Annotated in this window: 17 protein-coding genes; 10 read left to right on the forward strand and 7 right to left on the reverse strand. The window is 74.7% G+C overall.

The annotated features are described in order from the left end of the window. The first annotated feature begins 230 nt into the window (after positions 1–230). The gene (locus I6A81_RS19540; RefSeq protein ID WP_203010256.1) at positions 231–2,402 is read left to right on the forward strand and encodes a beta-glucosidase; all 2,172 of its coding nucleotides are present in this window, start codon (positions 231–233) and stop codon (positions 2,400–2,402) included. A gap of 429 nt (positions 2,403–2,831) precedes the next feature. Further along, positions 2,832–3,449, forward strand: a complete 618-nt coding sequence (locus tag I6A81_RS19545; protein ID WP_203007659.1) for a hypothetical protein — start codon at positions 2,832–2,834, stop codon at positions 3,447–3,449. A gap of 116 nt (positions 3,450–3,565) precedes the next feature. On the opposite strand, the gene I6A81_RS19550 is transcribed toward I6A81_RS19545, so the two are convergent. After that, positions 3,566–4,060 (reverse strand): GNAT family N-acetyltransferase, encoded by a 495-nt coding sequence (locus I6A81_RS19550; RefSeq protein WP_307874760.1) that lies wholly within the window; start codon positions 4,058–4,060, stop codon positions 3,566–3,568. Next, positions 4,057–4,932 (reverse strand): PIG-L deacetylase family protein, encoded by an 876-nt coding sequence (locus I6A81_RS19555; RefSeq protein WP_203007660.1) that lies wholly within the window; start codon positions 4,930–4,932, stop codon positions 4,057–4,059. The genes I6A81_RS19550 and I6A81_RS19555 overlap by 4 nt, the downstream gene beginning before the upstream one ends. 106 nt (positions 4,933–5,038) lie before the next feature. Between I6A81_RS19555 and I6A81_RS19560 the strand changes: the two genes are divergently transcribed. Continuing rightward, entirely contained in the window at positions 5,039–6,253 is a 1,215-nt protein-coding gene (locus I6A81_RS19560) for an acyl-CoA dehydrogenase family protein (protein ID WP_203007661.1), read from the forward strand. A 124-nt stretch (positions 6,254–6,377) separates the two neighbouring features. Further along, positions 6,378–8,411, forward strand: coding sequence for a serine/threonine-protein kinase (locus I6A81_RS19565; protein ID WP_307874761.1), 2,034 nt, complete (start codon positions 6,378–6,380; stop codon positions 8,409–8,411). A gap of 74 nt (positions 8,412–8,485) precedes the next feature. Here I6A81_RS19565 and I6A81_RS19570 read toward each other — a convergent pair whose 3' ends face one another. The 3 genes from I6A81_RS19570 to I6A81_RS19580 all read right to left on the reverse strand — a co-directional run bounded on the left by I6A81_RS19570 (position 8,486) and on the right by I6A81_RS19580 (position 12,124). Next, the gene (locus I6A81_RS19570) at positions 8,486–9,610 is read right to left on the reverse strand and encodes a serine hydrolase domain-containing protein (RefSeq protein WP_407661334.1); all 1,125 of its coding nucleotides are present in this window, start codon (positions 9,608–9,610) and stop codon (positions 8,486–8,488) included. A 206-nt stretch (positions 9,611–9,816) separates the two neighbouring features. Further along, the gene (locus I6A81_RS19575; protein ID WP_238429313.1) at positions 9,817–10,740 is read right to left on the reverse strand and encodes a hypothetical protein; all 924 of its coding nucleotides are present in this window, start codon (positions 10,738–10,740) and stop codon (positions 9,817–9,819) included. A gap of 358 nt (positions 10,741–11,098) precedes the next feature. Further along, the gene (locus tag I6A81_RS19580) at positions 11,099–12,124 is read right to left on the reverse strand and encodes a helix-turn-helix domain-containing protein (protein WP_307874762.1); all 1,026 of its coding nucleotides are present in this window, start codon (positions 12,122–12,124) and stop codon (positions 11,099–11,101) included. Between the two features lie 687 nt (positions 12,125–12,811). Between I6A81_RS19580 and I6A81_RS19585 the strand changes: the two genes are divergently transcribed. Further along, positions 12,812–14,362: a fibronectin type III domain-containing protein gene (locus I6A81_RS19585; RefSeq protein ID WP_203003695.1), complete on the forward strand. Its 1,551-nt coding sequence runs from the start codon at positions 12,812–12,814 to the stop codon at positions 14,360–14,362. A 230-nt stretch (positions 14,363–14,592) separates the two neighbouring features. On the opposite strand, the gene I6A81_RS19590 is transcribed toward I6A81_RS19585, so the two are convergent. After that, positions 14,593–16,257 (reverse strand): MFS transporter, encoded by a 1,665-nt coding sequence (locus I6A81_RS19590; RefSeq protein ID WP_307874763.1) that lies wholly within the window; start codon positions 16,255–16,257, stop codon positions 14,593–14,595. 308 nt (positions 16,258–16,565) lie between these two features. Here I6A81_RS19590 and thrS point away from each other — a divergent pair, with 308 nt between their 5' ends. The 5 genes from thrS (at position 16,566) to I6A81_RS19615 (ending at position 22,529) form a co-directional block, all read left to right on the forward strand. Continuing rightward, positions 16,566–17,798, forward strand: a complete 1,233-nt coding sequence (gene thrS / locus I6A81_RS19595) for a threonine--tRNA ligase (protein ID WP_407661335.1) — start codon at positions 16,566–16,568, stop codon at positions 17,796–17,798. Between the two features lie 230 nt (positions 17,799–18,028). Next, positions 18,029–18,982, forward strand: a complete 954-nt coding sequence (locus I6A81_RS19600; RefSeq protein WP_203003692.1) for an SPFH domain-containing protein — start codon at positions 18,029–18,031, stop codon at positions 18,980–18,982. A gap of 223 nt (positions 18,983–19,205) precedes the next feature. Then, on the forward strand, positions 19,206–20,042 hold the full coding sequence (locus I6A81_RS19605; RefSeq protein ID WP_203003691.1) for a hypothetical protein: 837 nt from the start codon (positions 19,206–19,208) through the stop codon (positions 20,040–20,042). Between the two features lie 322 nt (positions 20,043–20,364). Next, on the forward strand, positions 20,365–21,591 hold the full coding sequence (locus I6A81_RS19610; RefSeq protein ID WP_307874765.1) for an MFS transporter: 1,227 nt from the start codon (positions 20,365–20,367) through the stop codon (positions 21,589–21,591). Positions 21,592–22,205: 614 nt separating this feature from the next. Then, entirely contained in the window at positions 22,206–22,529 is a 324-nt protein-coding gene (locus I6A81_RS19615) for a hypothetical protein (RefSeq protein WP_203003689.1), read from the forward strand. A 167-nt stretch (positions 22,530–22,696) separates the two neighbouring features. On the opposite strand, the gene I6A81_RS19620 is transcribed toward I6A81_RS19615, so the two are convergent. Beyond that, a complete protein-coding gene (locus I6A81_RS19620; RefSeq protein ID WP_407661336.1) occupies positions 22,697–24,628 on the reverse strand; it encodes a DNA polymerase in 1,932 nt (643 codons plus the stop codon). Positions 24,629–25,023: the final 395 nt, after the last annotated feature.

Consider the following 25,023-nt stretch of genomic DNA (forward strand, 5'->3'; position numbering starts at 1 on the left):
CGCCCGTCGAGCGGGCGAACCAGAGGATCCCGGCGGATGACGGCCCCGGCACGGGCGCCGCCGGGCCGGACCCGGCGTTCCCCCACGCCGACATGCCGACATGCCGACGAGCCACGGCGCCGGCCGAGCCGTGAACGCCGCCGGCCGGTAGATTAAGCCTGGATGACAACGTTCATTCACGGCCGCGCCATTCTCCGGCCGGCGTCGGCGCCATTCTGGAGCCGCGGGCGATGAACCACGCCGTCGACCCGGCTGGATTCGGCTTCACGTTCACCGACGGCGTGGCGCGCGTGCGCGCCGGCGAGCTCACCGCCGCCGACGCCGCCGAGCTGCTCGTCAAGCAGCTGCGCGACGACGAGCTGCTGTGGCTGCTCGACGGCGACACCCCGGTCCGCGCGCTGCGCACCATCCAGGCCCGGATGCGGTCCGGGCCGATCACCGCCGGCGCGCTGCCCCGCCTTGGCATTCCCGGGATCCGGTTCAGCGACGGCCCGCGCGGCGTCGTCATGGGAAACTCGACCGCGTTCCCCGTGACGATGATGCGGGCCGCGACCTGGGACCCCGACCTCGAGGAACGCGTCGGCCACGCCATGGGGCTCGAAGCGCGGGCCCGGGGCGCCAACTACTCGGGCGCGGTCTGCGTCAACCTGCTGCGCCACCCGGCCTGGGGCCGCGCCCAGGAATCCTACGGCGAGGACCCGGTGCTCACCGGCCAGCTGGGCGCCGCGCTGACCCGCGGCCTGCGCCGCAACGTCATGGCCTGCGTCAAGCACTTCGCGCTCAACTCCATGGAGAACGCGCGTTTCAAGGTGGACGTGGCCGTCGACGAGCACGCGCTGCACGAGGTCTACCTGCCGCATTTCAAGGCCACCGTCGACGCCGGCGCCGACTCGTTCATGAGTTCCTACAACGCGGTCAACGGCGCCTTTCTGGACGTCAACAGGACCCTGCTCACCGACGTTCTGCGCGACGAATGGGGCTTTGAGGGCTTCGTTACCAGCGACTGGCTGTGGGGCGTCCACGACGCGGTCGCGAGCCTCGACGCCGGCATGGACGTCGAGATGCCGCTGCGTGCCCTGCGGGCCCGCGAGCTGCCCGGGGCGCTGCGCGCCGGCCGCCTGCCCCGCGAGACCGTGCTCCGCTCGGCGCGCCGCATCCTCGCGACCACCCTGGCGCACGCGGCGACGCGCGACGAGGCCGAACCGGCCGCCGACGTCGTCGCCGCGCCCGCGCACCGCGCGCTCGCCCGCGAGGCCGCCGTGCGCGGCACCGTCCTGCTGCGCAACGAACCGGCCGGCGGCGCGCCCCTGCTGCCGCTGCCGGCGACGACCCGCCGGCTCGCGGTCCTCGGGCACCTCGCGGCCGCGCCCAACCTGGGCGACCACGGCTCGTCCACCGTCCGCCCGCCCACGACGTGCTCCCCGCTCGAAGGCCTGCGCGAAGCCCTGCCCGCCGTCGAGATCGACCACCTCGACGGCGCGGACGCCGCCGCCGCCGCGCGCGCCGCGGCCGCCGCGGACACCGCCGTGGTGGTCGTCGGCCTGACCCACGACGACGAGGGCGAGCGCGTCATGAACGACGACCCCGCGAGCCTGCGCGTCCTCGGCTTCCCGTTCACCGTGCCGGTTCTCGGGCGCCTGCTGGGGCACGTCGCCCGGCTGCTGGTCCGGTACGGCCGCGGCGGCGACCGCGCGTCGCTGACGCTGCGCCCGCGCGACGAGCGGCTCATCGCCGCCGTCGCCGCCGCCAACCCGCGCACCGTGGTCGTGGTCATCGGCGGCAGCGCGATCCTCATGGAGGCCTGGCGCGACCGGGTCCCCGCGATCCTCCTGGCCTTCTACCCGGGCATGGAGGGCGGCCGGGCACTCGGCGACGTCCTCACCGGCCGGGCGGAACCGGGCGGCCGGCTCCCCTTCGCGATCCCCACCGACGCCGCGCACCTGCCGTTCTTCGACGCCGAGGCCCGCCGCGTCACCTACGACGCCTGGTGGGGACAGCGCAAGCTCGACCGGGACGGCCACCCGGCCGCCTACCCCTTCGGCTTCGGGCTCGGCTACACGACCTTCGACCTGGAGCTCACCGGTCACCGCGTGTCGGGCGGCGACGGCGCGGCGACCGTCCGGGTCCGCAACACCGGTACCCGCGCGGGGTCGACGGTCGCGCAGGTCTACGCCGCGGACGCGGACGCGCCACGGCCCGTGCCCCAGCTGATCGGCTTCCGGCGGGTCGAACTCGCCGCCGGCGCCGCCACCGAGGTCACCATCCCCCTCGACCTGACGCCCACCCTCGAACGCGACCCGACCACCCGGGCCTGGGCCCGGCGGCCCGGCACCTGGCGGATCCTGGCCGCCCCGCACAGCCCCGGCCCGGTCGACGGAGCACCGCTCCTCGTGACGGGCTGACCACTGGCGCCGGTCGGCGCGCCGTCCAGTCACGTCCCCTCCGGCCTCGCCGGCAGCCGGACACGCCGCGAGCGGACACGCCGGAGAGCAGGCACGCCGTCAGCCGGCTCGTTCGCCGCCATGAGTTCCGAGGTCCGGCGTTGACCGGCCACGTGGGGCGATGGGACATCGCGGGTGGCTGGCCGGTCCTGGGATCGGTCCATGGGCTGTGGTGCCAGACGAGTAGGTATTCGGCACCATGGCCTCTGGGATCATGGTCGAGCACCCCACAGGTCATGACCGGCCGCTCGTCGGGGCCGGCCCGCTCACCGGGCACGAGGTTGCCCTCTCGGGACGTCCGCGGCGCCTGCCCGCCGTTGACGGCCGGCTGACTGTCGCCCGGCCGTCGTTCGGCGACGTCGGCGCGCCTGCCTGCCCTACAACAGGGACATGCCACGGTTGTTCGCGCTGCTGGTCGCAGAGGTGCTGGTCGTCATCGGCGGGATCTTCACCGCCGCCTTCCTGCTCCCGACCGACAAGATCTTCCTACTCGGGCCGATCATCGCGGTATCGATGATCGTCCTCATGTCCTCGGTCTTCCTCCTGCTGCCACGGCTGATGCGCGCCAGGCTGCAACAGCTGGGGCTGCCGGTCGGTCCGGGGTGGCACCGCTCGTCGGGGTCCGGCTCCTCCAGCCGGGGCAGCCGCCTGGACAGCGACTTCGCCTACTGGTTCGGCCCGGGCACCGACCGCGGCGATGGCCACGACGACTACGACCCCGGCGACCACCACCGACGCCACGCCGAGCACAGCGGCCACTCAGGCCACGGCTGGCACCACGGCCCGCACGGGCACCAGCACGGCGACCACCACCACGGCCATCACGATCACGGCCATCACGGTCATGGCTGGGACTCCCACGCCGGCTCCGACAGCTGGAGCTCCAGCGGCTCGGACAGCTCCTGGTCGAGCGGCAGCTCCGACAGCTCGTCCTCGTCCAGCAGCAGCTCGGACAGCTCGTCCTCCAGCAGCAGCTCCGACAGTTCCTCGTCCAGCAGCAGCTGGTAGCGGGCGCGCCGCCCCGCCGCCACCCGGAAACACCTCCGAGATCCGGCGCGGGACCGCGTCACCCGCCCGCGAAGACGGGACCACCGGTCTCGGACCGCGCCGGGCCCGGCGTTCGGTCACTTGGCCGGGTCTAGGAGCAGGAAGTACTGCTCGCTGGGAAGGCTGGTGAACCCGGCCTTCTCGTAGGTCGCGCGGGCGGGGGCATGGCCGGGGTCGCCACCGGTGTTGACGATCGCGAGCTGGCGGCCGGCGGTACGCATCGACTCCACCGCGTGGTTCGTCAGCCGCGAGCCCACACCCCGGCCCTGGTGGGCCGGGTCCACCGCGATCATGAAGATCTCTCCGTGGGGCTCGCCCTCGGGCAGATCGACGGCGGTGAAGCCGGCCACCTCGCCGCCGTCGGCCTCGGCGACCCACACCTGGTAGGTACCGAACGCGCGACGGACGTCTTTCTCCTGGTAGCGGCGCCAGTCCTCGGTGAACAGCTGGCGGAACAGCGCCGGGCCGACGACGGCGCGCATCGAGGCGAACACCGGCTCCCAGGCCCGCAGCGAAAGCTCGACGACGCGGTCCTCGTCGGCGGCCACGGCCGCCCTGATCAGAATCGTCACGCGGCCACCATCTCTGACCTCTGCGCGGGAATCGAGCCAAATTCCGCGTCGACGGGGACACCCACGGCTCGGGCCGCGCGGCCGGCGCGGCCGGCGCGGCCGGCTCGGGCCGCGCGAGCGGTGCGGCCGGTACGAGCGGTGCCGCGGGTGCGAGCGGTGCGGGCGGCGTCGACGAAGCCCTCCTCGGCCACCCAGGCGGTGAACAGGTCGAGGCCGAACGCGCCGACCGTGGGCTCGACCTGGCTCGCCATCGCCCGCAGCGCCGTCACCTTGCGGTCGAGCGCCGGGCCGGCGAGCGGCAGGTGCTCGGACAGCGCCGCGGCCGGCACGCCGACGGGCCGCTCGTCGGTCATGAACACCCCGATCCGGGCGGACAGCGCGCCGAAACGCTCCAGGCTCTCGGCCGTCCACGCCGTCTCCAGCAGGCGGAAGCCGCGCCCTCGCGCCTCCCACGCGGCGCGCACCCAGCGGTGCACGGCGAGGTGGTCGGGGTGGAAGGTGAACCCGTCCGGCCCGAAGGTCACGACCGTGTCGGGCCTGATCTCGTCGATCAGCTCGCTCACCAGCCGGGCACCGACGTCGTCCCAGAGGTCGAGGCCACCGTCGGGCAGGCCGAGGAAGCGATGTTCCTGGACGCCGAGCACGGCCAGCGCGGCGGCGGCCTCGAGGCGCCGGACGGCGGCGAGGCGTTCTGGCGGCCACGCCACCGGGTCGTCGGTGCCCAGTTCGCCGGCGGTCGCCGACACGCACACGACCCTCTGGCCGGCGGCGACGGCGGCGGCCATGAGGCCGCCTGCGAGGTAGGTCTCGTCATCGGGGTGCGCCCAGATCGTCAGGACGGTCCCAAGGTCAGCAATACGTGAACGGTTCATGGTGCAAGGGTCGTGCACGTCCCTTCCGGGAACCTTCCGTCGCCGCGTCAGCCCGCTGACAGCGGCTGCAAGCGCGCTGTCAGCGGCCGGGCGGAGCGTTCTGGCCATGACCGAGACACTGACGTCCACGACCGACACCGACTCCCCCGTCCGCCGGCGGCCGACCGAGCTGCCCGTCGAGATGCTCGAACGCTTCCGGAGCCGGGCCGGCGAGCTCGACCGCGCGAACGCCTACTTCGACGAGGACCTGCGGGAGCTGCGCGAGATCGGCTACCTGGCCGCCGCCGTGCCGGTGGAGCACGGCGGCTGGGGCCTGAGCCTCGCCGAGCTCGCCCGCTCGCAGCGCCGCCTCGCCCGGTACGCGCCGGCCACCGCGCTGGCGATGACCATGCACTCGTACTGGATCGGCGTCGCCCGCGAGGTGGAGCGCCTCGGGGGCGACGAGTCGCTGCGCTGGATCTACCAGTCGGCCGTCGCCGGCGAGGTGATCGCCGCCGGCCACGCCGAGGCGGGCAACGACATCCCGGTGCTGTTCTCGACCTGCCAGGCCGAGCGGGTCGAGGGCGGCTACCGCCTGACCGGCCGCAAGCAGTTCGGCTCGAACGGCCCGGCCTGGGCCTGGCTCGGCGCCCACGCGATCGACGTGAACGCCGCCGGCGGGCCGCAGATCGTGCACGCGTTCGTCGCCCGTGACAGCGAGGGCGTCACCGTGGTCGAGAACTGGGACACCCTCGGCATGCGGCCCACCCAGAGCCACGACACGATCCTCGACGACGTGTTCGTGCCCGACGACCGGATCGGCTGCGTCGTCCCCGCCGGCGACGGCAACCACCCGTTCCTGGTCGGCATCAGCATGTGGCCGCTGTCGCTGATCGGCGCGGTGTACCTGGGCATCGCCGAGCGGGCCCTCGAGCTCGCCGCCGCGGGTGCCCGCCGCAAGACGTCGATGGTCATCGAGCGCGGCGCCCTCGCCTACAACCCGATGATCCAGCACCAGGTCGCCGAGATGTACCTGGAGCTGGACGCCGCGAACGCCACGCTGGAACGGTTCGTCGACGACTGGACCGCCGGCGTCGACCACGGCGAGGACTGGGTTCCCCGCACCTACGCGATGAAGTGGCGCTGCGTGGAGGCGGCCAAGCACGTCGTCGACACGGCGCTCGACGTCGCCGGCGGCGCCGGGATGTTCCGGGGCAACGAGCTGGAGCGGCTCTACCGCGACGTCCGCTGCGGCGGCTTCCACCCCGGCAACGACGCCCTCACCCACGAGATGGTCGGCAAGGCCGTCCTGGGCATCCTCGCCGACCAGCCCCGCTGGTAGTTCGACGGCCCGTACGCCCGGCGGCGCGCCAAGCGGCCCCACCGGGCGTACGGTAGCCTGCGGATTACGCGGCGAGTCATCCCCTCATCGGCGGCTTGCCCGTCGGTGGTCGGAATGGTGGTCGGTGGCGTCTTCCGTCAGGCACCTGCGCTCGGTGGGATGGTCGGATCCCACGGCCGTCGGCCCGTACAAGGTACGCGCGCTGATCGGCGAGGGCGGCATGGGCCGCGTCTACCTGGCCCGCTCCCCGTCAGGACGGCTGGTGGCCGTCAAGGTGGTGCACCCGGAGCTGGCCGGCGACCCGTTGTTCCGGGAGCGGTTCCGCCGGGAGGTGGCGGCCGCCCGCCGGGTCGCCGGGGCGTTCACCGCGCCGATCGTGGACGCGGACCCGGACGGGCCGCTTCCCTGGCTCGCCACCCAGTACGTCCCGGGCCCCTCGCTGCGCGAAGCCGTCGACCTGGCCGGGCCGCTGCCGCTGGACGCGTGCCTGCGGCTCGGCGCCGGAATGCTCGAGGCGATCATCGCGGTCCACCGGACCGGCCTCACCCACCGCGACCTCAAGCCCAGCAACGTCCTGCTCGCCGCCGACGGGCCGCGGCTGATCGACTTCGGGATCGCCTGGGCCGCCGACCAGTCGACGCTGACCCGGGTCGGCGAGGTGTGCGGCACGGCGGCGTACATGGCGCCCGAGCAGGCCGTGGGCGGGGTTCTCGGCCCGGCCTGCGACATCTTCTCCCTCGCCGCCGTCGTCGTGTTCGCGGCCACCGGCCGTGACCCGTTCGGCGTCGGCGACCCGGCCGCGCTGCTGTTCCGCGTGATGCACGCCGACCCCGACCTGCACGGGGTGCCTCAGCGCCTGCGGGACCTCGTGCTGCCCTGCCTGGCCAAGGATCCGGCGAGGCGCCCTGCCGCGGGCCAGCTGCTGCCCGTGTTCGCGGCCGCCCTCGGCCACGGCCCGCTGGCCTGGCCGCCGGGCGTCGCCCGGCTGATCCGGGAGCGGGAGTCCGAGATCGCCGCCCACCCGCCCACGCCGGGGCCGCCCTCGGCCCTGCCGTCCCCGAACGGGCACCGCTCCCCCGCGAGCCCACCGGGCGCGAACCCGCCAGCGCCAAGCCCACCGGCACCGAACCCACCGGCCGCGAGCCCGCCGATGGCGAACCCGCCGGCGGCGGTCCCACCCGGCGCGGGCCCGCGAGGCGTCGGCGCGCCCGCCGCCGGGCCGGGCGCGGGCACGCCCGCCGCGAAGCGGCCGGCGCCCACGCCGGCGCCCCCCGTCGGCGACGCGCGCGCCGCGGCACACCCCGCGCCCTCCCCGGCGCGGTCCGCGCCGCCACCGGCGAGGTCGGTCCCGCCCGCGCTGCCCGCCGCCCCACCGGTGGCGGCCCCGGCCCGGCCGAGCGCGACGCCGCCGTCGCCGGCCCCGCGCGCCGCGACCTCCGCGCGGCCGGCACCGCCGCCCGCGCCGACACCCCTGCCCGCGCCAACACCGGTGCCGCGGGGCGCCGCGCGCGCGCAGCGCCCGGCGCCCGGGCCGGCGGCGCTACCCCGCACGCGGGTCGCGCTGCCCGAGGACGAGGCCGACGGCATCTTCGCCTTCGTCGGACGCCGGTGGCCCCACCTGGCCACCGGGGTCGCGACACTGCTCGCCGGCCTGTGGGCACTGGTGGTGACGATCCTCTGCTTCGGCACGGTGGGCGACGACCGGCCGAGCCTCACGCCAGGAGACCGGCTGGGCAGCGCGCTCGTCGGCGCCGCCGCTGTGGCGCTGGCCGTCGTGTGCCTGCGGCGCGGGCTGTGGCGGCTGCGGCTGGGAGCCGCCCCGCCACGGCTGGCGGTCACCCCCGGAGGCATCCAGGCCGAGGCCGGCGGCCGCCGCTATGACATTCCGTGGTCGCAGACCCGCGGCGCGCAGGTCGTCTGGTCGAGTGGACGCCAGGTCCTCGCCGTGTGGCCTACTCAGGAGTGGACGCTGCGGACCCCGCACGTCGACCGGCCGACGTGGTGGATCCCCAGAGGCCGCTACCTGTGCATCTGGCGCAACCCGACCCTGGGCTGCGACCTGCTGTTCGACACGCGCCTGCTGCACCCGAACACCCCGCACCGGGTCACCACCGCGATCACCGTCCAGGCCAGCCGCCACGCCCATCGCCGCCGCTGACCGCCGGGCCGGGACGCCGTCGACGAGCGGCGGGTCCACCCCGGCCGGGGGCGGCGGCGCGGGCGGGACGACCGCTACAGGCCGAGGCCGTCGTAGACGGCCAGGATCAGGTCGAGGCCGCGGGTGTCGGCGTCGCGCATCCGGTTCATCGCGAAGGCCATGGCCATCCGGTGGTCCGGGTCGAACAGCGCCACCGAGCCGCCCCAGCCGCCCCACGTGCCGGCGCGCCCTTCCAGCCGAAAACCCATCCCGTAGTGGACGGGGCCGCCGCCCAGGACCCGGTCGACGCCGTGGAACTGCTCCTCCCAGGCGCGGGCGCAGCCGGCCGGCGACAACAGCCGCACGCCCTGGCTGACGCCGCCGCTGGCGAGCACGGCCAGGGCCGCGGCGATCGAGCGCGCGTTGCCGTGGCCGTTCGCCGCCGGGATCTCGGCCCGCCGCCAGGCCGTGGTGTTCGCGGCGGCGGCGTACAGCCGCGGCTGGTCGCCGTCACCCGCCTCGTCCGCCTCGTCCGCCTCGCCGGCGTCGCGGGCCGCGTCACCGGGAGGGCGGGCGAACTCCGACGGCGGCGGGATGACCGGTGAGACGCGCCCGTCGTGCTCGGCCGGCAGGCCGATGTGGAAGTCGAGCCCCAGCGGCCCGGCGACCTCGTCGGCGAAGAAGGCGCCGAGCGTCCGGCCGGTCGCCCGGCGCAGGACCTCGCCGACCAGGTAGCCCTGGCTCAGGCTGTGGTAGCCGGCGGCCGTGCCCGGCTCCCACTCCGGCGCCTGGGCCGCCAGCCCGGCGGTCACGGCCGGCCAGTCGTACAGGTCCTCGATCGTGTGCGGCCCGCGCAGCGACGGCAGTCCGGCGGTGTGCGCGAGCGTGTGCCGGACCAGCACGTTCTCCTTGCCCGCCGCGGCGAACTCGGGCCAGTACCGGGCCACCGGCGCGTCCAGGTCCAGCAGCCCGCGGTCGGCGGCGATCAGCGCGCACAGCGCGGTCATCGTCTTCGTCGTCGACCACACGTTCACGATCGTGTCTCGCGACCACGGCACGGTCCGTGCCTCGTCGACGTACCCGCCCCACAGGTCGACCACCGGCTCGCCGTCCACGAAGACGGCCACCGACGTCCCGACGTCGCCCGCCTCGAGCTGCGCGTCCAACACGAGTCGCACCAGCTCGAACCTGTCCGGGCACACCCCGTGGACCTCGCCCACGCCCATGTTCACACCCATGCTCACGCCCGCACGCTAACGGCATCCCCTCGCCTGATCCACCGAGTTTCCGCGCCGCGGCTGGCAGTCTGACGGGCCGCGGGCACCGGCCAAGGAGCGAAGCTGACGCTGGCCCGAGGTGGCCCCGTCAGCGAGCGGCCCGGTCGCGGGTCGCGTGGTCGCGGGCGGTGTCGTCGCGGGCGGTGTCGTCAGCGGGCACGGGTGGGGCGGCCGGTGAGGACGCGGGTGACCTCGGAACCGGCGCGGCGGACCGGCAGCCAGACCGCGCGATGGAACCACCGGGTCGGCCGGACGATCAGCACCCCCAGCACCGCGCCGATCCCTCGGCCGACGGGAACGACGACCATCCGCCAGGCCCAGGCGATCGGAACGACGACGAGCAGCCGCAGGACGACGCCGACCCCCCGGCCGACAGGGACGACGACCATCCGCCAGGCCCAGGCGACCGGGACGACGACGAGCAGCCGCAGGACGACGCCGACACCTCGGGCGGCGGGGATGACCGCGTTGCGCCAGAGCCAGGCGATCGGCACGACGACGAGCAGCCGGACCGCGGTGACGGCGCCGCGCAGCACCTGGACGACGGCCCACCCGAGGCCGCGCGCGATCGCCCCGAGCGCCCGCCAGAAGGGGCGCAGCAGCACCCGGTTCAGCCAGAGCATTGGACGCACGAGCAGGTACTCGATGACGGCGACGAGCACCCGCCCCACCGGGGCCAGCAGCCATCTCCACAGCGCCCGCAGGGACCAGGCGATCGCCGGCCGGCACACCCGCGTCCACAGCCAGGCCAGCGCCCGGCCGAACGGGCACAGCACCCAGCGCCACAGCGCGCGCAGCACCGGCCGCGCGCACCAGTCCCACAGCAGCACGCGCAGCCCGCGGGCGACGAGGCGAACCAGCTCGTAGACCAGCCGCAGCGGCAGAATCACGACGAACGCGACCGCCCGCGCGGGCCACACCACGAGCATCCGCACCGGCCACGGCGGCTGGTTCGCCTGCCCGCCGTCCGGCCGGGCGGCGGGCCGGGACGCGACGGGCCGCTCGCCCGGCCCGGACCGGCCGGTCGTCGCCTGGCGGGCCGGGACCCGGCCGGGGGCTGCCTGGGGTGTCATGCGGTACTCCGTCGCCATGCGGGGACCAGGCCGCCGGCCACGTGCCCCGTTCCTGATACCGATCTCCGTGGCCGCCGTGGCCCCCGCCGCCAGCCTCCCGCGGAGTGAATCCGAACCGGTCTCGGCGCGCCATGAAATGCCTGGTTCCCGACAGCGACCGCCCTGGCCAGGCCACCAGGCGGCGTCGGGCGCGGACCGGTCCGCCGCGCGGGCCGCCGCCGGTGACGACAGGGCCTATGGCCGGCGATGGCGATGACGGCGGCGGGCAGCGATGACGGTGGCCCAGCGGCAGGCGGCGCCGTGGCCGCGCGCGGCGCGGCGGACGAACCGTCCCACCGTTCGGCGACGGCGCCGGGGGTCAGCGGTCCGCGGCCCCGACGGCCCGTGACGCGGGCTCGTCCCCGTCGGCGGCGCGGGCCAGCCGGCGCAGGGCCGCGGCGGTGTCGTCGTCGGCCGGGAAGAAGGACTCGAGGGCCAGCTCGGCGACGGTGACGTCGACCGGGGTGCCGAAGACCGACGTCGTGCTGAGGAACGCCAGCTCCGCCGCCTCGTGCCGGAAACGCAGCGGAACGACGACGTCGCCGGGGCCCGGCAGGTCGACCGGTGGCTGCGGCTGATCGCAGGGATACTCGGTCAGCTCGGCGAGAAGCTCGGCGAGGTCCGGGTCGGCGCTCGCGCGCACCTGGTGGCGCAGCCGGCCGAGCAGGTGCGCCCGCCACTCGCCCAGGTTCACGATGTGCGGCGCGAGCCCGTCCGGGTGCAGGCTGAGCCGCAGCACGTTGACCGGGGGCTCCAGCAGGCGCGGGTCGGCCTTGCTGACGAACAGGTCGAGGCTGGCGTTCGCCTCGACGAGGTCCCAGCAGCGGTCGACGAGCAGCGCGGGGTAGGGCTCGTGGGCGCGCAGCAGCCGGCGCGCCGCGGCCAGCACGGGCGCGAGCGGCGGCGCGCCCAGCGGGGTCCGGGGATACGCCGGCGCGTGGCCGGCGGCGAGCAGCAGCTCGTTGCGCCGGCGCAGCGGGATGTCGAGGTGCTCGGACAGCCGCAGCAGCATCTCGGCGCTTGGCCGGGACCGCCCCGTCTCGAGGAAGCTCAGGTGCCGCGCGGAGATCTCGGCCCGCAGCGCCAGCTCCAGCTGGCTGAGCCGGCGCAGCTCCCGCCACCGCCGCAGCAGCACCCCGACCGGCTCGCCGCCGGGCCGTCCGCCCAGCCCCGCGTCGGAGCGCGCGACCGTCCTGGCCACCGCCGCCTCGCCGCCCGCCCGCGCCACCCGCGCCGCGCCCTCCGGCCTGCCAGTCGCCGGCGCCTTGCCCCCTGGACCCTTGCCTACTGGACCTTTGCCCACCGGGCCCCTGGCCGCCGCGCCGGTCGTCGCCATCGTCCTCATCGCCTCCGCTGTCGTCCCCCGCTGTCGTCCCCCGCTGTCATCCCCCGTCGTCGTCTCCGCGTCGTTTCGCGGGGACGCCGTCGAGGTCGCGCGTCCGGCCGGGCCGGCCGGCGCATCGCGGCACACCGGCGCCCGGTGCCCGGGTCACGTGACCGTCCGTTCCCGATTCGGACGGTACGGCCCGGACCGGACCCGCCGCCATTACGTCCGAGGTAGTGCCGCGCCGGCAACGTTCGCCCGGCCAGGACGCGCCCGATCAGCGGCATGATCGCCGAACGCTCGCGGAAACGGCGTGGCGGACAGCCGGTCTCCTTGCCATTTCCGCAAGCAACTGATGATCGATCTTCTCGCGAGCCGTTCCATACCGGGGCGAACCATCGTGGCGCTGGCAGTAGGTGCCGGCGGGCCGACCTGCGATTCGGCGGCCCCGCGCTCACGCGGCCATCCGGCCACCGCGGCCGATCGGGTGTCGCCGCCACCACCGTGCCGGTCCGACCGGACGAAGGCCAGCCCTGCCGCCCGTCACCCCCGTCACACCGGAACCACAAAATCGCGAACAGTCATCCGATAGGACACCACGATCTGACGGACACTGATAACGTTCCCCCTCGATTCCCACCTACCTGGAATTGGAGTTCCGTGAGGATAAGGGCGCTTGCCGCACCCGTTTTCGCGCTTCTCTTGCTCGTGCCACTCACCTTCTTTCACGCGCAGAAGGCCAGCGCCGTGGACCCGGTGAAGATCATGATGGTGGGAGCCTCCATCACCCACGGGCATTCCGGGGACTACACGTGGCGGTATCGCCTTTGGCAGCATCTTCAGGCCGACGGTGTCCTGTTTGATTTCGTGGGGCCCAAGACGGACCTGCGCGACGACAACATCACCGCCGGGACCCACGACTACCTCGACCCTGACTTCGACCAGGACCACGACGCGACCTGGGGACGGCCGGTCCTCTACGAGAAGGACACCATCGCGGGCGAGATGCAGGCGGCGGCGCCGGACATCCTCCTGGTCTTCATCGGCACGAACGACCTGCTTTTTTATTCGACTCCCGCCGAGGCGGCCGCGAGCATGGGGACGTTCATCGACAACGCCCGGTCGGTCAACGCGGGCATCAAGATCGTGCTGTCGTACCTGACGCCGCGGACCGTCCCGAGCGGTGACCCCTGGATCGCCAACCTGGCGGCGTACAACAGCCTGCTCGGCTCGCTCGCGGCGCAGAAGACGACCTCACAGTCGCCGGTGGTGATCTCCGACCCGACGCCTGGGTTCGACCCGGCCGTCGACACCTACGACGACACCCACCCGTCACCCAGCGGCGAGTACAAGATCGCCGCGGCGTTCGCGAACGCGCTCGCGGACAACTTCCAGATAGGCAGCCAGTTCGGCGCGATCCCCACCGCGCCTGCCTGGCCACAGGCGCCGACAGGGCTGATCGCGACACCCGCCAGCGGATCGGCGAACCTGAGCTGGAACGCGGTTCCCGGCGCGACGGGCTACTACGTTCGCTACCGCGACGTGACCGCCGGCCAGACCACCTTCACCCGCTGGTCGAGCCCCGTCACGACCACGTCCGCCACCTCCGTCTGGATGACCAACGGCCACACCTACGAATTCGCCATCAGCACCCGGCGCTACAACTTCGACGGGCCGACCTCGAATGTCGCGTCCGTCATTCCCGGCACGCTCGCCGCGCCGACCGGCCTGACCGCGACACCGGGAGGCGCCAGTGCCAGCCTGAGCTGGAACGCCGTCACCGGCGCCACCGGCTACTACGTCCACTACCGCGACGTCACCGCCGGCCAGACCACCCTCACCCGCTGGTCAAACCCCGTCACCACCACCTCCGCCACCTCCGTCTGGATGACCAACGGCCACACCTACGAATTCGCCATCAGCACCCAGAACAGCCACGGAACCGGACCCGTGTCGGCCGCCGTTTCCGTCATCCCCGGAACACTCCTGGCACCGACCGGCCTGACCGCGACGCCGGGGAACGCCAGTGCCAGCCTGAGCTGGAACGCCGTCACCGGCGCCACCGGCTACTACGTCCACTACCGCGACGTCACCGCCGGCCAGACCACCCTCACCCGCTGGTCAAACCCCGTCACCACCACCTCCGCCACCTCCGTCTGGATGACCAACGGCCACACCTACGAATTCGCCATCAGCACCCAGAACAGCCACGGAACCGGACCCGTCTCGGCCCCGGTGTCGGTGGTTCCCCACGCATAGACCTTCTCGTTCTCAACCGTCACTGGCCAATCCGGGAAAGCCTCGGCCGGTCCGCTCCCGTCGCGGCGATCACGCGAACGGGGCGCCGACCGGCCGAGGCCGTCGGCGCCCCAGGCCGCCGGTCCGACGTCGGGCGTCGGCCGGCGGGCCGGCGGGCCGGCGGGCCGGCGGCCAGCATCGCGCCCGCGTCGCGCCGACGGCGGACCAGCGGCCGGCGGTGAGCCGGCGGGTCAGTTCGGCTCGCGCGCGCCAGGGCGCGGGCCCCGCGGGTTCCGACGCTGGCCCCGCACGGGCCCACCCGCACCGGGCGGGCCCGGAGCCGCGGCGACCAGGCCGTCGGCCAGGGTGGCGGGAACGCCCTGGCTCGGTACGGCCCGCGTCGCGGCGGGCTGGCCGGCCGGTCCGGTCTGCCCGGCCGGCCAGGCGCTCGCCCCGCGGGCGGGCAGGAGCATGAGCAGCGCGGCGCTCGCGACCGAGGAGGCGGCGAGGTAGGCGATCGACACGACCAGGGCATGGGGGTAGCCGGCCGCCGCGTCGGGCCCGGCGGGGTCGCCCAGCGCGCGGAAGAAGATGATGCCGACGACGGCCACGCCGAGCGCGTTGCCGACCTGCTGCATGGTCGCGAGCAGCCCGGACGCGGTGCCGGCGTGCCGCGGCGCGATTCCGGCGAGGATCGTCGCGGTCAGCGGCGCCATCACCATTCCCATGCCCGCGCCGATGATCAGCAGCGCCGGGGTGAGCAGGCCGACCGGGCCGTCGACGCCGAGGTGGTCCACGGTGAGCGCGAGCAGCCCGAGGCCGGCGGCCATCTCCAACGCCCCGGCCGCCAGCGCCACCCGTCCCAGCCGGCGGACCAGCGGCGCGCCGAGCAGCGACGTCGCCAGGTAGCCGACGGCGAGCTGGGTGAACACCAGCCCCGCGCGCAGCGCGTCCAGGCCCAACCCATGCTGGAGATAGATCGCGAGGAAGAGGAACAGCGACGCGACGCCGCTGAAGAACACCAGGGTGGCGGCGAGCCCGACGGTGAACGCCCGCTCCCGGAACAGGGCCAGGTCGACGAGCGGCGCCCGCCCACGCCGTGCCCTGCGCCACTGGTGCGCGACGAACACGTCCAGCAGCACGAGGCCGCCGGCGAGGCAGAGCCAGGTCCACGGCGGCCAGCCGGCGTCGCGCCCCTGCACGAGCGGCAGCACCACGGCCACCAGCGCGGCCGTCGCCAGGACGGCGCCCGTCACGTCCAAGCCGTCCCTGCCGCCACGACCACCACGGTCACCGCCGCCGCCCGCGATGGCCGGCTCGTCGACGCGTGACTCGCGGATCGCCCTGGGCGCGACCGCCAGCACCGCGGCACCGATCGGGATGTTGATCAGGAAGCAGGCGCGCCAGCCAAAGCCGGCGACGTCCGCCTGGGTGAGCACGCCGCCGATGAGCTGACCGCAGGCCGCGGCCAGACCCATGGTGATGCCATAGGCCGACACCGCCCGCGTCCGCGCCGGCCCGCTCCGGCCGGCGCTGATGATCGAGAGGATCTGCGGGCTCAACAGGGCGGCGGACAGGCCCTGGGCGACGCGTCCGGCGATCAGCGTCTCGCTGGTGGTGGCCAGCCCGCAGACCGCCGAAGCGACGGTGAACAACATCATCCCGAGCAGGAAGAGCCTGCGCCGGCCGTACCGGTCGCCGAGCCGTCCACCGGTGATCTGCCCGCAGCCCATGGCCAGGCCGAACCCGGCGACGACCCACTGCACCGACGCGGCGCCGGCGTCCAGGTCGGCCTGCAGCGACGGGATCGCCACGTTCACGATGAAGAAATCCAAAATGATCATAAAGATCCCGACCAACAGGATCGGCAGCTCAAGACGCGGCCACCGCCCGGTCTCGGGAAGTCGCGAGGTCAACGGGTGCCTCCGAACGTCGCGCGGTCAGTGGCACTCACCGTCGCCGCGACGCCGGCACTGGTCGATTACCCAGGACGTAAGCGCATCGCCCTACCGGCCGGGCCCGAACCGTCAGGGAGAACGTGGCTCGGAAAAAGGCGTGGCTGCCGGGCGGGTGCCGCTGCTACGGTGCGCGGCATGCGAAGCGCCATGGTGACGACGACGCCGGAGGCTGTCCCGGCGCGCTGACCCATGACGTGGTTCAAAAGCCCCGGGGCGGGTGCCCCGGGGTTTTGCCTTGCGGACACCCGCCCGTTGTCCGCGAGGAGATCACCATGCACGACCACCGCAGGCTCGGCCGCGAGCTCGGCCTGTTCGATTCCGACCCGCTGATCGGCTCCGGCCTGCCCTACTGGCTTCCCGACGGCGCCGCGGTTCGGCACGCGCTCGAGGAGTACATCCGCGACCAGGAACGCCGCGCCGGCTATCAGCACGTCTACTCGCCGGTTCTCGGGAAACGGGAGCTCTACGAGATCTCCGGGCACTGGTCGCACTACCGCGACAACATGTACCCACCGATGGACCTCGGCGGCGAGCAGGTCATGCTGCGGCCGAGCCTGTGCCCGCACCACGCGCTGATCTACCGCTCCCGGGCGCGCAGTCACCGGGAACTGCCGCTGCGGATCGCCGAGCTCGGCGGCATGTACCGGGCCGAGCTGTCCGGGGTGCTCGGCGGGCTGAGTAGGGTCCGCGCGATCCAGCTCAACGACGCGCACATCTTCGCGCCCCTCGACGCGGCGGCCGGCGAGGCGCACGCCGCCCTGTCCATGATTTCCCGGGCGCACGCGGCGATGGGAATCGAGCGGGCTTGGTACCGGCTTTCGCTGCCTGGCCCGGGCGGGAAGTACATCGCCGCGCCCGGCGACTGGCGCCGGTCGACCGCGCTGCTCCGGGAGGTGCTCGACGAGGCCGGCCTGCCCTACGAGGCGGTGGAAGGCGAGGCCGCCTTCTACGGGCCGAAGATAGACGTCCAGGTCGCGGACGCGGCGGGCCGGGAGTTCACCCTGTCGACCGTCCAGATCGACTTCCACCAGCCCGAGCAGTTCGACCTGCGTTACGTCGGCGCGGACGGCGCGAAACACCGCCCCGTCATGGTGCACCGCAGCATCGTGGGCAGCGTGGAGCGGGCGGTGGCCCACCTGATCGAGCTGCACGGTGGCGCGTTTCCGGCCTGGCTGGCGCCGGTTCAGCTCGTCGTCCTACCGGTCGGTGACGGCGAACGGGCCTTCGCCGACGCCCTCGTCGCGCGCGCCGTCGACCTCGGGGTGCGCGCGGCGGTCCGCGGCCCCGAGCACGGCACCCTCGCCGCCCGGGTCCGCGACGCCCGGCTCGCGCCGTACCAGGCCGTCATCGGGCCGAGGGAGGACGCCGCCGGTGACGTCGCCCCGCGGCTGCGCGACGGCCGCCGCCTCGACCCGCGGCCCGCCGCCGAGTTTCTCGCCCGCCTCGCCGGCCAGATAGCCGCGCACAGCCCGGAGTTGTGGCCGGTCCCGGCGCCCTGATTTCCCGCCCGATCCCACCGGACGGTCGCCAACAGGACATCGAAGAACCTTGCGCTCTTTCCGCGCATATGCTGCACGCGCCCGGTCCCGGGCCGCCGGCCCGCCGCGGCCCAGAGGCCCGGCGTCGGTCGTTCGCCAGGTGTTCGCCAGGTGTCGGTTCCAGCCAGGTGTCGGTCCAGCTAGATGCCGGTTCCGGCTAGGTGTCGGTCCCCAGCCAGAAAGGGAATTCCGTGCCCGCCTTGTTCTCCGCGGCGATCTTCTTCGCCGTCGTCGCGATCGGCGCGGCCATCGCCCGGCGCGTGCTGGGCCACGCCCCCGGAATCGTCCGCCGCATACTGTTGGGCGTCGCGATCGGCACGGCCGTGCTGGCCGTCGTGTTCACTTTCTTCTCCTCGCTGGTCACCGTTCCGACCAGGCAGGTCGGCGTCGTCACCGCGTTCAACCGGCCCACCGGGGACGTGCTGTCGAACGGCCTGCACGCGAAGCTGCCGTGGCAGCGGGTCACCGATTTCGACGCGGCGATCCAGACCGACAGCTACGCGCCCGAGAACACCGGCGCCAACCGGGAGGGCGACTGCATCTCGGTCCGGATCGTGAACCAGGCCACCGCCTGCGTGAGCGTCTCGGCCCGCTGGCGGATCAACCCGGACTTCGCCGACGAGCTGTTCCGCGACTACCGCACCTTCGACAACGTGCGCGCGAGCCTGGTCACCCGTGACCTGCGGGCGGCGCTGAACGGCGCGCTGGGCGACTATGACGCACTCGGCACGGTGACCACCGTGTCCGCGGACGGCCGCGAGACCACGCCCACGGCCCCGACCTACGACGAGCTGTCCGCCGAGGTGACCACCGCGCTCGCCGAGCGGGTCGGCGAGCCGATCGAGGTCCTGTCCGTCGTCATCTCCTACATCGCCTACGACCAGACCACGCAGGACCGGATCAACGCGCTGCAGGGCGAGGTCGCGCAGACCCGGATCGCCACCCAGCGGCAGGCCACCGCCGAAGCCGAGGCCGAGGCCAACCGGATCCTGGCCGACTCCGTGTCCAACGACCCCAACGTGCTCGTCGCCCAGTGCCTGACCCTGCTGCGGGCGGCGGTCGACAAGGGCCAGCAGCTGCCCGCCGGCTTCTCCTGCTGGCCGAGCGGCAACGCGCCGTTCGCCGTCACCCAGCCCCAGGGCTAGCAGGCGACGGACAGGCCGCGGGCAGGTGCCGAGCATCGGCCCGCGGCCAGGGGACAGGCTGACCTGGCGATGCGCGCGCTCCGGCCCGATCGCCATCGTCGGCAGGCATTCCCTGGGTCGGCGGACTGACAGCACGGCAGGCGTCGAAGGCCCGATCTGGGACCTACCGTGAACCAGTCGCCCGATCTTCACGCGTCGGGCGGCGGCACGGGGAGGGACCGCCATGACCACGTTCGTGCCGTTGCTGCGCGCCGAACGACGCTCATTACGTGGACGGCGCGCCACGAAGCGGACGCTGGTGGTCACCGTCCTCCTCACGTCCGTCCTGGGCTTCGTCCTGGGCGCGCTCATGATCGAGGGCGCGGAGGCCAGCGAATACTTCACCGCGCAGGACCATGTCCACAGCTCGCTGCTCGTGGTCAGGCTCACGCAGTTCGCGTTGGCGGTGCTCGGCGTGCTGGCCGCCACCGGCCGTCGCCCCGTCACCCCGGGCGACCGGGCGGCGGGACCGGCGGCCCGGTTCGCCGCCCGGGCTCTCGCCTTCGCCCTCAAGGCCTTCGCGATCAGCGCCGCGTCGGTCTTCGGGATGTTCCTGTGGTCGATGATGCTTTTCGACGGCGCGAAGGACTACTACGGCAACGATTTCGGAACCACGCTGACCCAGCCCGGCGTGGCCCGGGCGCTGGCCTTCGCCACGCTGCACGTCACGGCGATGGCACTGCTGGGCTTCGCGCTCGGCACCCTGCTACGCCGGCGCGCGATCGCGATCCCCGTGACGGTCACGCTGATCATCACCTTCGTGGTCTTGATCACCGTGTCCGGTCAGCTCCGCCACGTCCTTCCGGACCCGACCCTCATAGCCGTGGGCACCCTCGACCCCGACGCGGAGCCGCCCGTCGTCGACAGGCCCTACCCTGGCCCGTCCCCGCTCGGCGCCCTGCTGGTTCCCCTCGGATGGACCGCTCTCCTGCTCGCCGGGGCGGCAGTCAGCGCTCTGTTCGGCCGGTCCACCGCCAAGCCCACGGTGCAGGGCTCGGCTGGCACCACAGCCGACGGCTGACAACCTTCCCACGGACAGCCTTCCCACGGATCTTCACCGGGTCCGCGACCACCGATCCGCGCCTCGGTCGCCCCCGAGCCGGCGCCGGCACGCCACGGCCCGTGACGTCGCCAGTGTCACGATGGCGGCCCATTGGCGAGTGATTGACCCGAACTGTCCAAGTCTGGATCCTGGCAGCGAGCCGGGGCCGGGGCCGGTGAGCGAGGAAGACACGGGAGGCATCGTGGGGCTGGGACACCGGCGGGACGCGACCGGCGCGGCCAGCCCCGTCCCCAGCCGGTTTGACGCTCCCGCGCCCGGTTCGGGGCCGGCAGTCGGGACGGTGACGGCGCCCGGGCCGGACAGCGAGGTCCCCGCGGATCCCGCGACCCGCTGGGGGGCGCTGGCCGGGTACGGCGCCGTCGCGGCCTGCACGCAGCTGCTGTGGCTGACCTACGCGCCGATCACCACCGACTCGGCGCGGCACTACGGCGTCTCCGAGGGCGCGATCGGCACGCTGGCCAACGTCTTCCCGCTGTTGTACGTGGTGCTCGCGGTCCCGGCCGGCAAGCTGCTCGACCGGTCACCGCGGACCTGGCTCGGCGTCGGGGCGGTGCTCACCGCGGTGGGCGGCCTGGTCCGGCTGCCCGGCGGGTTCGGCGCCGCCGTCGCGGGCCAGCTCGTCGTCGCCGTCGCCCAGCCGCTCGTGCTCAACGCCGTGATGTCCCTGGCCGGCGGCTACCTGGCGCGCCGGCACCGCGCGACCGGCATCGCGCTCGGCTCGGCGTCGCTGTTCGTCGGCATGATCGGCGCGTTCGTCCTCGGCGCGGCGATCGGCGCGCGGAACATGACCACGCTGCTCATCGTGCAGGCGGCGCTCGCCGTCGCCGCGGCGGCCGCGCTGCTGGTGGCGTTGCGCCGGCCGGGACCTTACGCCGTCGACGTCGGCGCGCCGCGGGCGCGGGCCGTGCGGCGGCTGTGGGCCGACGTCCGGGTCCGCCGGCTGGTCGGCCTGGTCGCCGTCGGCTTCGGCGTGTTCATCGCGCTGACGACCTGGTTGCAGGCGCTGCTGGAACCGGCGGGCGTGTCCGCCGACGCCGCCGGGGTCCTGCTGCTCGGGATGGTCGCCGCCGGGACCGCCGGCTCCGCGCTGCTGCCCGGCTGGGCGGCCCGCCGCGGCCGGCGCACGGCCGTGATCCTGCTGTCGGTCGCCGTCACGATCGCCGGCTGCGGCCTGCTCGCCGCCGCGCCCGGGGTCGCGACGGCCGCCGTCGCGGTGGGCTTCATCGGGCTGCTGCTGCTCGCCGACCTGCCGATCCTGCTGGAGGTCGCCGAGTCCCGGGCCGACGCCGACAGCGCGACGCTGGCGGCGCTGATCTGGCTGGCCGGCAACGGCGGCGGCATCGTCGTCTCGCTCGCCGTCCAGGGCCTGCTCGGCCATCCGGCCGCCGCGTTCGTCCTTCTTTGCGCGGTCATAGCCTCTGGCCTCCCATTGCTGCGCGGCCGTTGGCTCGACACGCTCCGCTGGAGCGACCCCGTCTCCGTCTCGAGGACCGGAGACCCGAGCTGACCGGCGCCCGCCGGAATACCTCGGCGTCGTCGTCCGGCGTTCGAGAATCCACGCCCGGGGGATTTCGATGGTCGTGAGCGCCCCGATGCTCCACGGTCTGACCAGCGCCGGATGGTGGGAACGCCGCCGTCGGGCGAGCGGCCCGCCCGGACTTCCCACCGTGGCCACGAACGGCGCCGAGAAGGTCGGACCTCCACGGACTATCGGTTTGTCGACAACGGTGCCAAGGCCATCACACGGTTACTCACACGGAACATCACCTGAGGCCCTGCCGCGCTTTTCTTCCCGACGTGGTTCCGGCACTCCGTCCGGGGAGAAATGGCCGGCCACGGGTCGGGATGCCCTCCCCCGCGCGTCGCTCGCGGCGGTCGGCCGAGGAGCCCGGCGCCCCCTGGTGTTCGCGAAGCCGCACAGGTGCCCAGATAGCGTCCGGTGGCGCGGCCGGGCAATGTCGGCGGCCTTACCGTGTCGGGAACAGGTCACCTGCCGGCGCGCCGGGTGCCGGTTCGGCTATCACCACAAATGATGACGAGCGGACGACTACGAGCCAGCGACAACCGGCGTCGAGGCGCCGTGACGGGGAAGCCTGATCCACGGATGGGTGACGGAGACAGATGACGCCTCAACTGACAACGACGGTGCCGGCGCAGACCACGGCGCCGGGCCAGGCGACAGGCCGGCCCGCCCTGCCGCTGCCGCTGCAGCGCGGGTCCCATCCCGCCCCGTCGCCCAGGCCGCACCTGCCAGAACCCGCCGCGCCGGCGGGACCCGGGGCCGGCTACCTGCCACCGTGGCCGGTGCGCGCGCTCGTGGCCCTGCTGGGCTGGACGGCCGCCTTCGCGGTCCTCGTGCCGCTGCGGATCGTCTACGAGGTGGTTCGTCTCGTCGCCGTCGTCACCCTCCGGCTGAGGCGAGGCGCCCGGCCGGCCTCCGGCTGAGGCGGGGTGCCCGGCCGGCTCACGCGGGCGCCGGGACGGGCAGTGAGCGGCCCGCGGCGCCGACGGGGAGCGCCTCCGCTTCCTGACCCCGCGGATCCGCCTCCTGACCCCGCGGATCCGCCGGACGAGCGGCGTGACGGGCCGGGCCGTCCCACCGCCGGTGGGCATCACGCCTTGGCGTCGGACCAGCGGCGAACGATCGCGATGTCGACGACGAAACGGGCGCGGCTGCCGGCGGCCCAGTGCCGGGCGGTAGCTGCCAGCGCCGAGCGGGTCGCCCGCGCCGCCTGCTCGGCGTGCTCGGCGGGGACGTGCAGGAGCAACTCGTCGTGCAGGCAGAGCACGATCACGCCGCCCAGCGGCACGAGTTCCTGGCGCACGGTCACCGCCCACGCCTTGAACAGCTCCGCGGCCGCGCCCTGAACGACGGCGTTGCGGGCGAACCGGCCCCAGGCCGCGCTCGCCCGGCCGAGGTCCGCCTCCTCGTCGGCCGCCAGGGCGCGCAGTGGGACGCGTCGCCCGCCGAACGTCCGCAGCGACGGCCCCGCGCCCGGCAGCCCGGGACCGCGTTCCGACGGCGCCGCCGCGCCCGGCGCCTGACCGAGGGCGGCCGCCCGGCCGGCGGCGTCAGCAGCGTCGAGGTAGGCGAGCGCGACCGGGTAGGTCGCCCGCATCTGCCGCAGCGCCTGGCCGGCGGCGCCGGTGGTCTGCCCGTACATCGCGGCGAGCACGGCGATCTTGGCTGTCGGCCGGTCGACGCCGAGGCGGGCCGCGACCGGCGCGTACAGGTCGTCCTGCCGGGTCGCGGCGACCAGCTCGGGATCGCCGGAGACGACGGCCAGCACGCGCGGCTCGATCTGGCCGAGGTCGGCCCGGACGAGGCGGTGCCCCGGCTCGGCGGCGACCGCGACCCGCAGGTCGGCCGGCAGGTTGTGCAGCCCGGCGGCCGCGGTCATCCGGCCGGCGGCGCCGTCGCTGCCGCGCCACTGCCCGCGCAGCCGGCCGTCGGCGCCGACATGGGAGTCGAGCCAGCGGTAGCCGTAGGTCGTGGCGATCCGCTCGGCCTTGCGCCAGGCCAGCAGCGGCTCGATCACCGGATGGGTGCCGCGCAGCGCGGTCAGCCGGCCCTGCCGGGTGTCGGGCAGGTCGATCCCCACGGCGCGCAGCCCTGCCCGCACCGACGCGGGGTTGCGCAGGTCGACCGACTCGCCGAGGTGACGCAGCACCGGCGCGTCGCGCGCCCGCCGGGCCGCCGCCTCGCCGGCCCCGTCGCGCGGGCGCGGCCCGGCCAGCGCGGCGATCGTCGCCTCGGCGGTGGGGCGGTGCACCGGCAGGCCGTCGCGCCACAGCTCCCGGGCGAGCAGTTCGGCCGCCGACTCGGCCCGCGCGGTCAGCACGGCCAGGGGCAGCCTGGTCGGCCGCGCCCGCGGATCCGGCAGCGCCCGCAGCGCCCGCTCCTGCGCGGCCATGACCTCCAGCGCCAACCGGGCGAACCGGCCCGCCCGCGCCAGGCGGAGCTCCACCCCGCCCGCCGCGGCGCCGCGCAGCGTCTCCTCGACCCACCCCGGGCGCAGCTGCCCGTCCGGCCCGAGCGGCTCGTCCGCGTCGCCCGCCCGCCCGCCGTCCGGGTCCTCGTCGACGAAGGCCAGCAGGTCGAGCTGGCCGTCCGTGCGCCGCCGCCGTGGCGGCGGCGGAACCGGCAGCCCGCGCGCCCCCGCCCAGACCGCCGCCGGGTCGTCGCGGTGGCCACCCCACAGGACCCGGTGCACCGCGGCCAGGTCCCAGCACAGCGGGAGGCCCGGGCGGGGCGCCCCCGCGCCGGCCGCCTCGATCCCGGGCGGAGCGCCGAAACCGTGCGCCGACCACCACACCCATCGAGGCCCGACCGCCGCCTCCGCCTCCGCCAGCACCGCCGCCGGCTCGCGCGCGCCCGACCACCCGCCGTCCCCGAACGCCAGCGCCACGCCGACGCCGGGCACGGCGACCACGCTGACCGGGCTCCCTCGCCCCACACCGGCGGCGCGCAGCGCCGCCACGGCCTCAGACGCGTCGGTGGCATCGGACGCACCGGTCGCGCCGGCGCGCCGGGATGCGGAGATCACCGTCCCATGGTGCCGCGCCCCACCGACAACCTGACGGCCCCTGGCCCCTGCCCGCCCACACCTCGCCCGATCACCGGGACGCCGGCGCGGCGCCGCCCGGCGGACGGGCCGGCGCCGGGCCGCGTCGCGCCGTCCGCGGGTGAGCCACGCGTGGCCGACGCGCGCGAGCGATGAGTCGGCCGGCTTCGGGCAGTCCCTCCTATCGAGCCGCGCCGGCGGCGTGGACACGAGGCCTGGATCCGGGCCAGGGAGCGAGGCAGGTATGGCGAGGTTCGCGTTGATTCCGGGGGCCGACGGGCAGGCCTGGCACTGGCACCGGGTCGTGGGGGGGGGGGGGGGGGGGGGGGGCCCCCCCCCCCCGCGGGGCCCCCCCCCCCCCCCCCCCCCCCCCC

This window comes from Frankia nepalensis (genome assembly GCF_016786325.1).
GTDB classification, from domain to species: domain Bacteria; phylum Actinomycetota; class Actinomycetes; order Frankiales; family Frankiaceae; genus Pseudofrankia; species Pseudofrankia nepalensis.

Bases quoted from the DNA above. Each gene is read 5' to 3' on its own strand.
- I6A81_RS19540 (WP_203010256.1), top strand. From the start codon at position 231: ATGAACCACGCCGTCGACCCGGCTGGATTCGGCTTCACGTTCACCGAC.
- I6A81_RS19545 (WP_203007659.1), top strand. From the start codon at position 2,832: ATGCCACGGTTGTTCGCGCTGCTGGTCGCAGAGGTGCTGGTCGTCATC.
- I6A81_RS19555 (WP_203007660.1), bottom strand. From the start codon at position 4,932: ATGAACCGTTCACGTATTGCTGACCTTGGGACCGTCCTGACGATCTGG.
- I6A81_RS19560 (WP_203007661.1), top strand. From the start codon at position 5,039: ATGACCGAGACACTGACGTCCACGACCGACACCGACTCCCCCGTCCGC.
- I6A81_RS19575 (WP_238429313.1), bottom strand. From the start codon at position 10,740: ATGACACCCCAGGCAGCCCCCGGCCGGGTCCCGGCCCGCCAGGCGACG.
- I6A81_RS19580 (WP_307874762.1), bottom strand. From the start codon at position 12,124: ATGAGGACGATGGCGACGACCGGCGCGGCGGCCAGGGGCCCGGTGGGC.
- I6A81_RS19605 (WP_203003691.1), top strand. From the start codon at position 19,206: ATGACCACGTTCGTGCCGTTGCTGCGCGCCGAACGACGCTCATTACGT.
- I6A81_RS19615 (WP_203003689.1), top strand. From the start codon at position 22,206: ATGACGCCTCAACTGACAACGACGGTGCCGGCGCAGACCACGGCGCCG.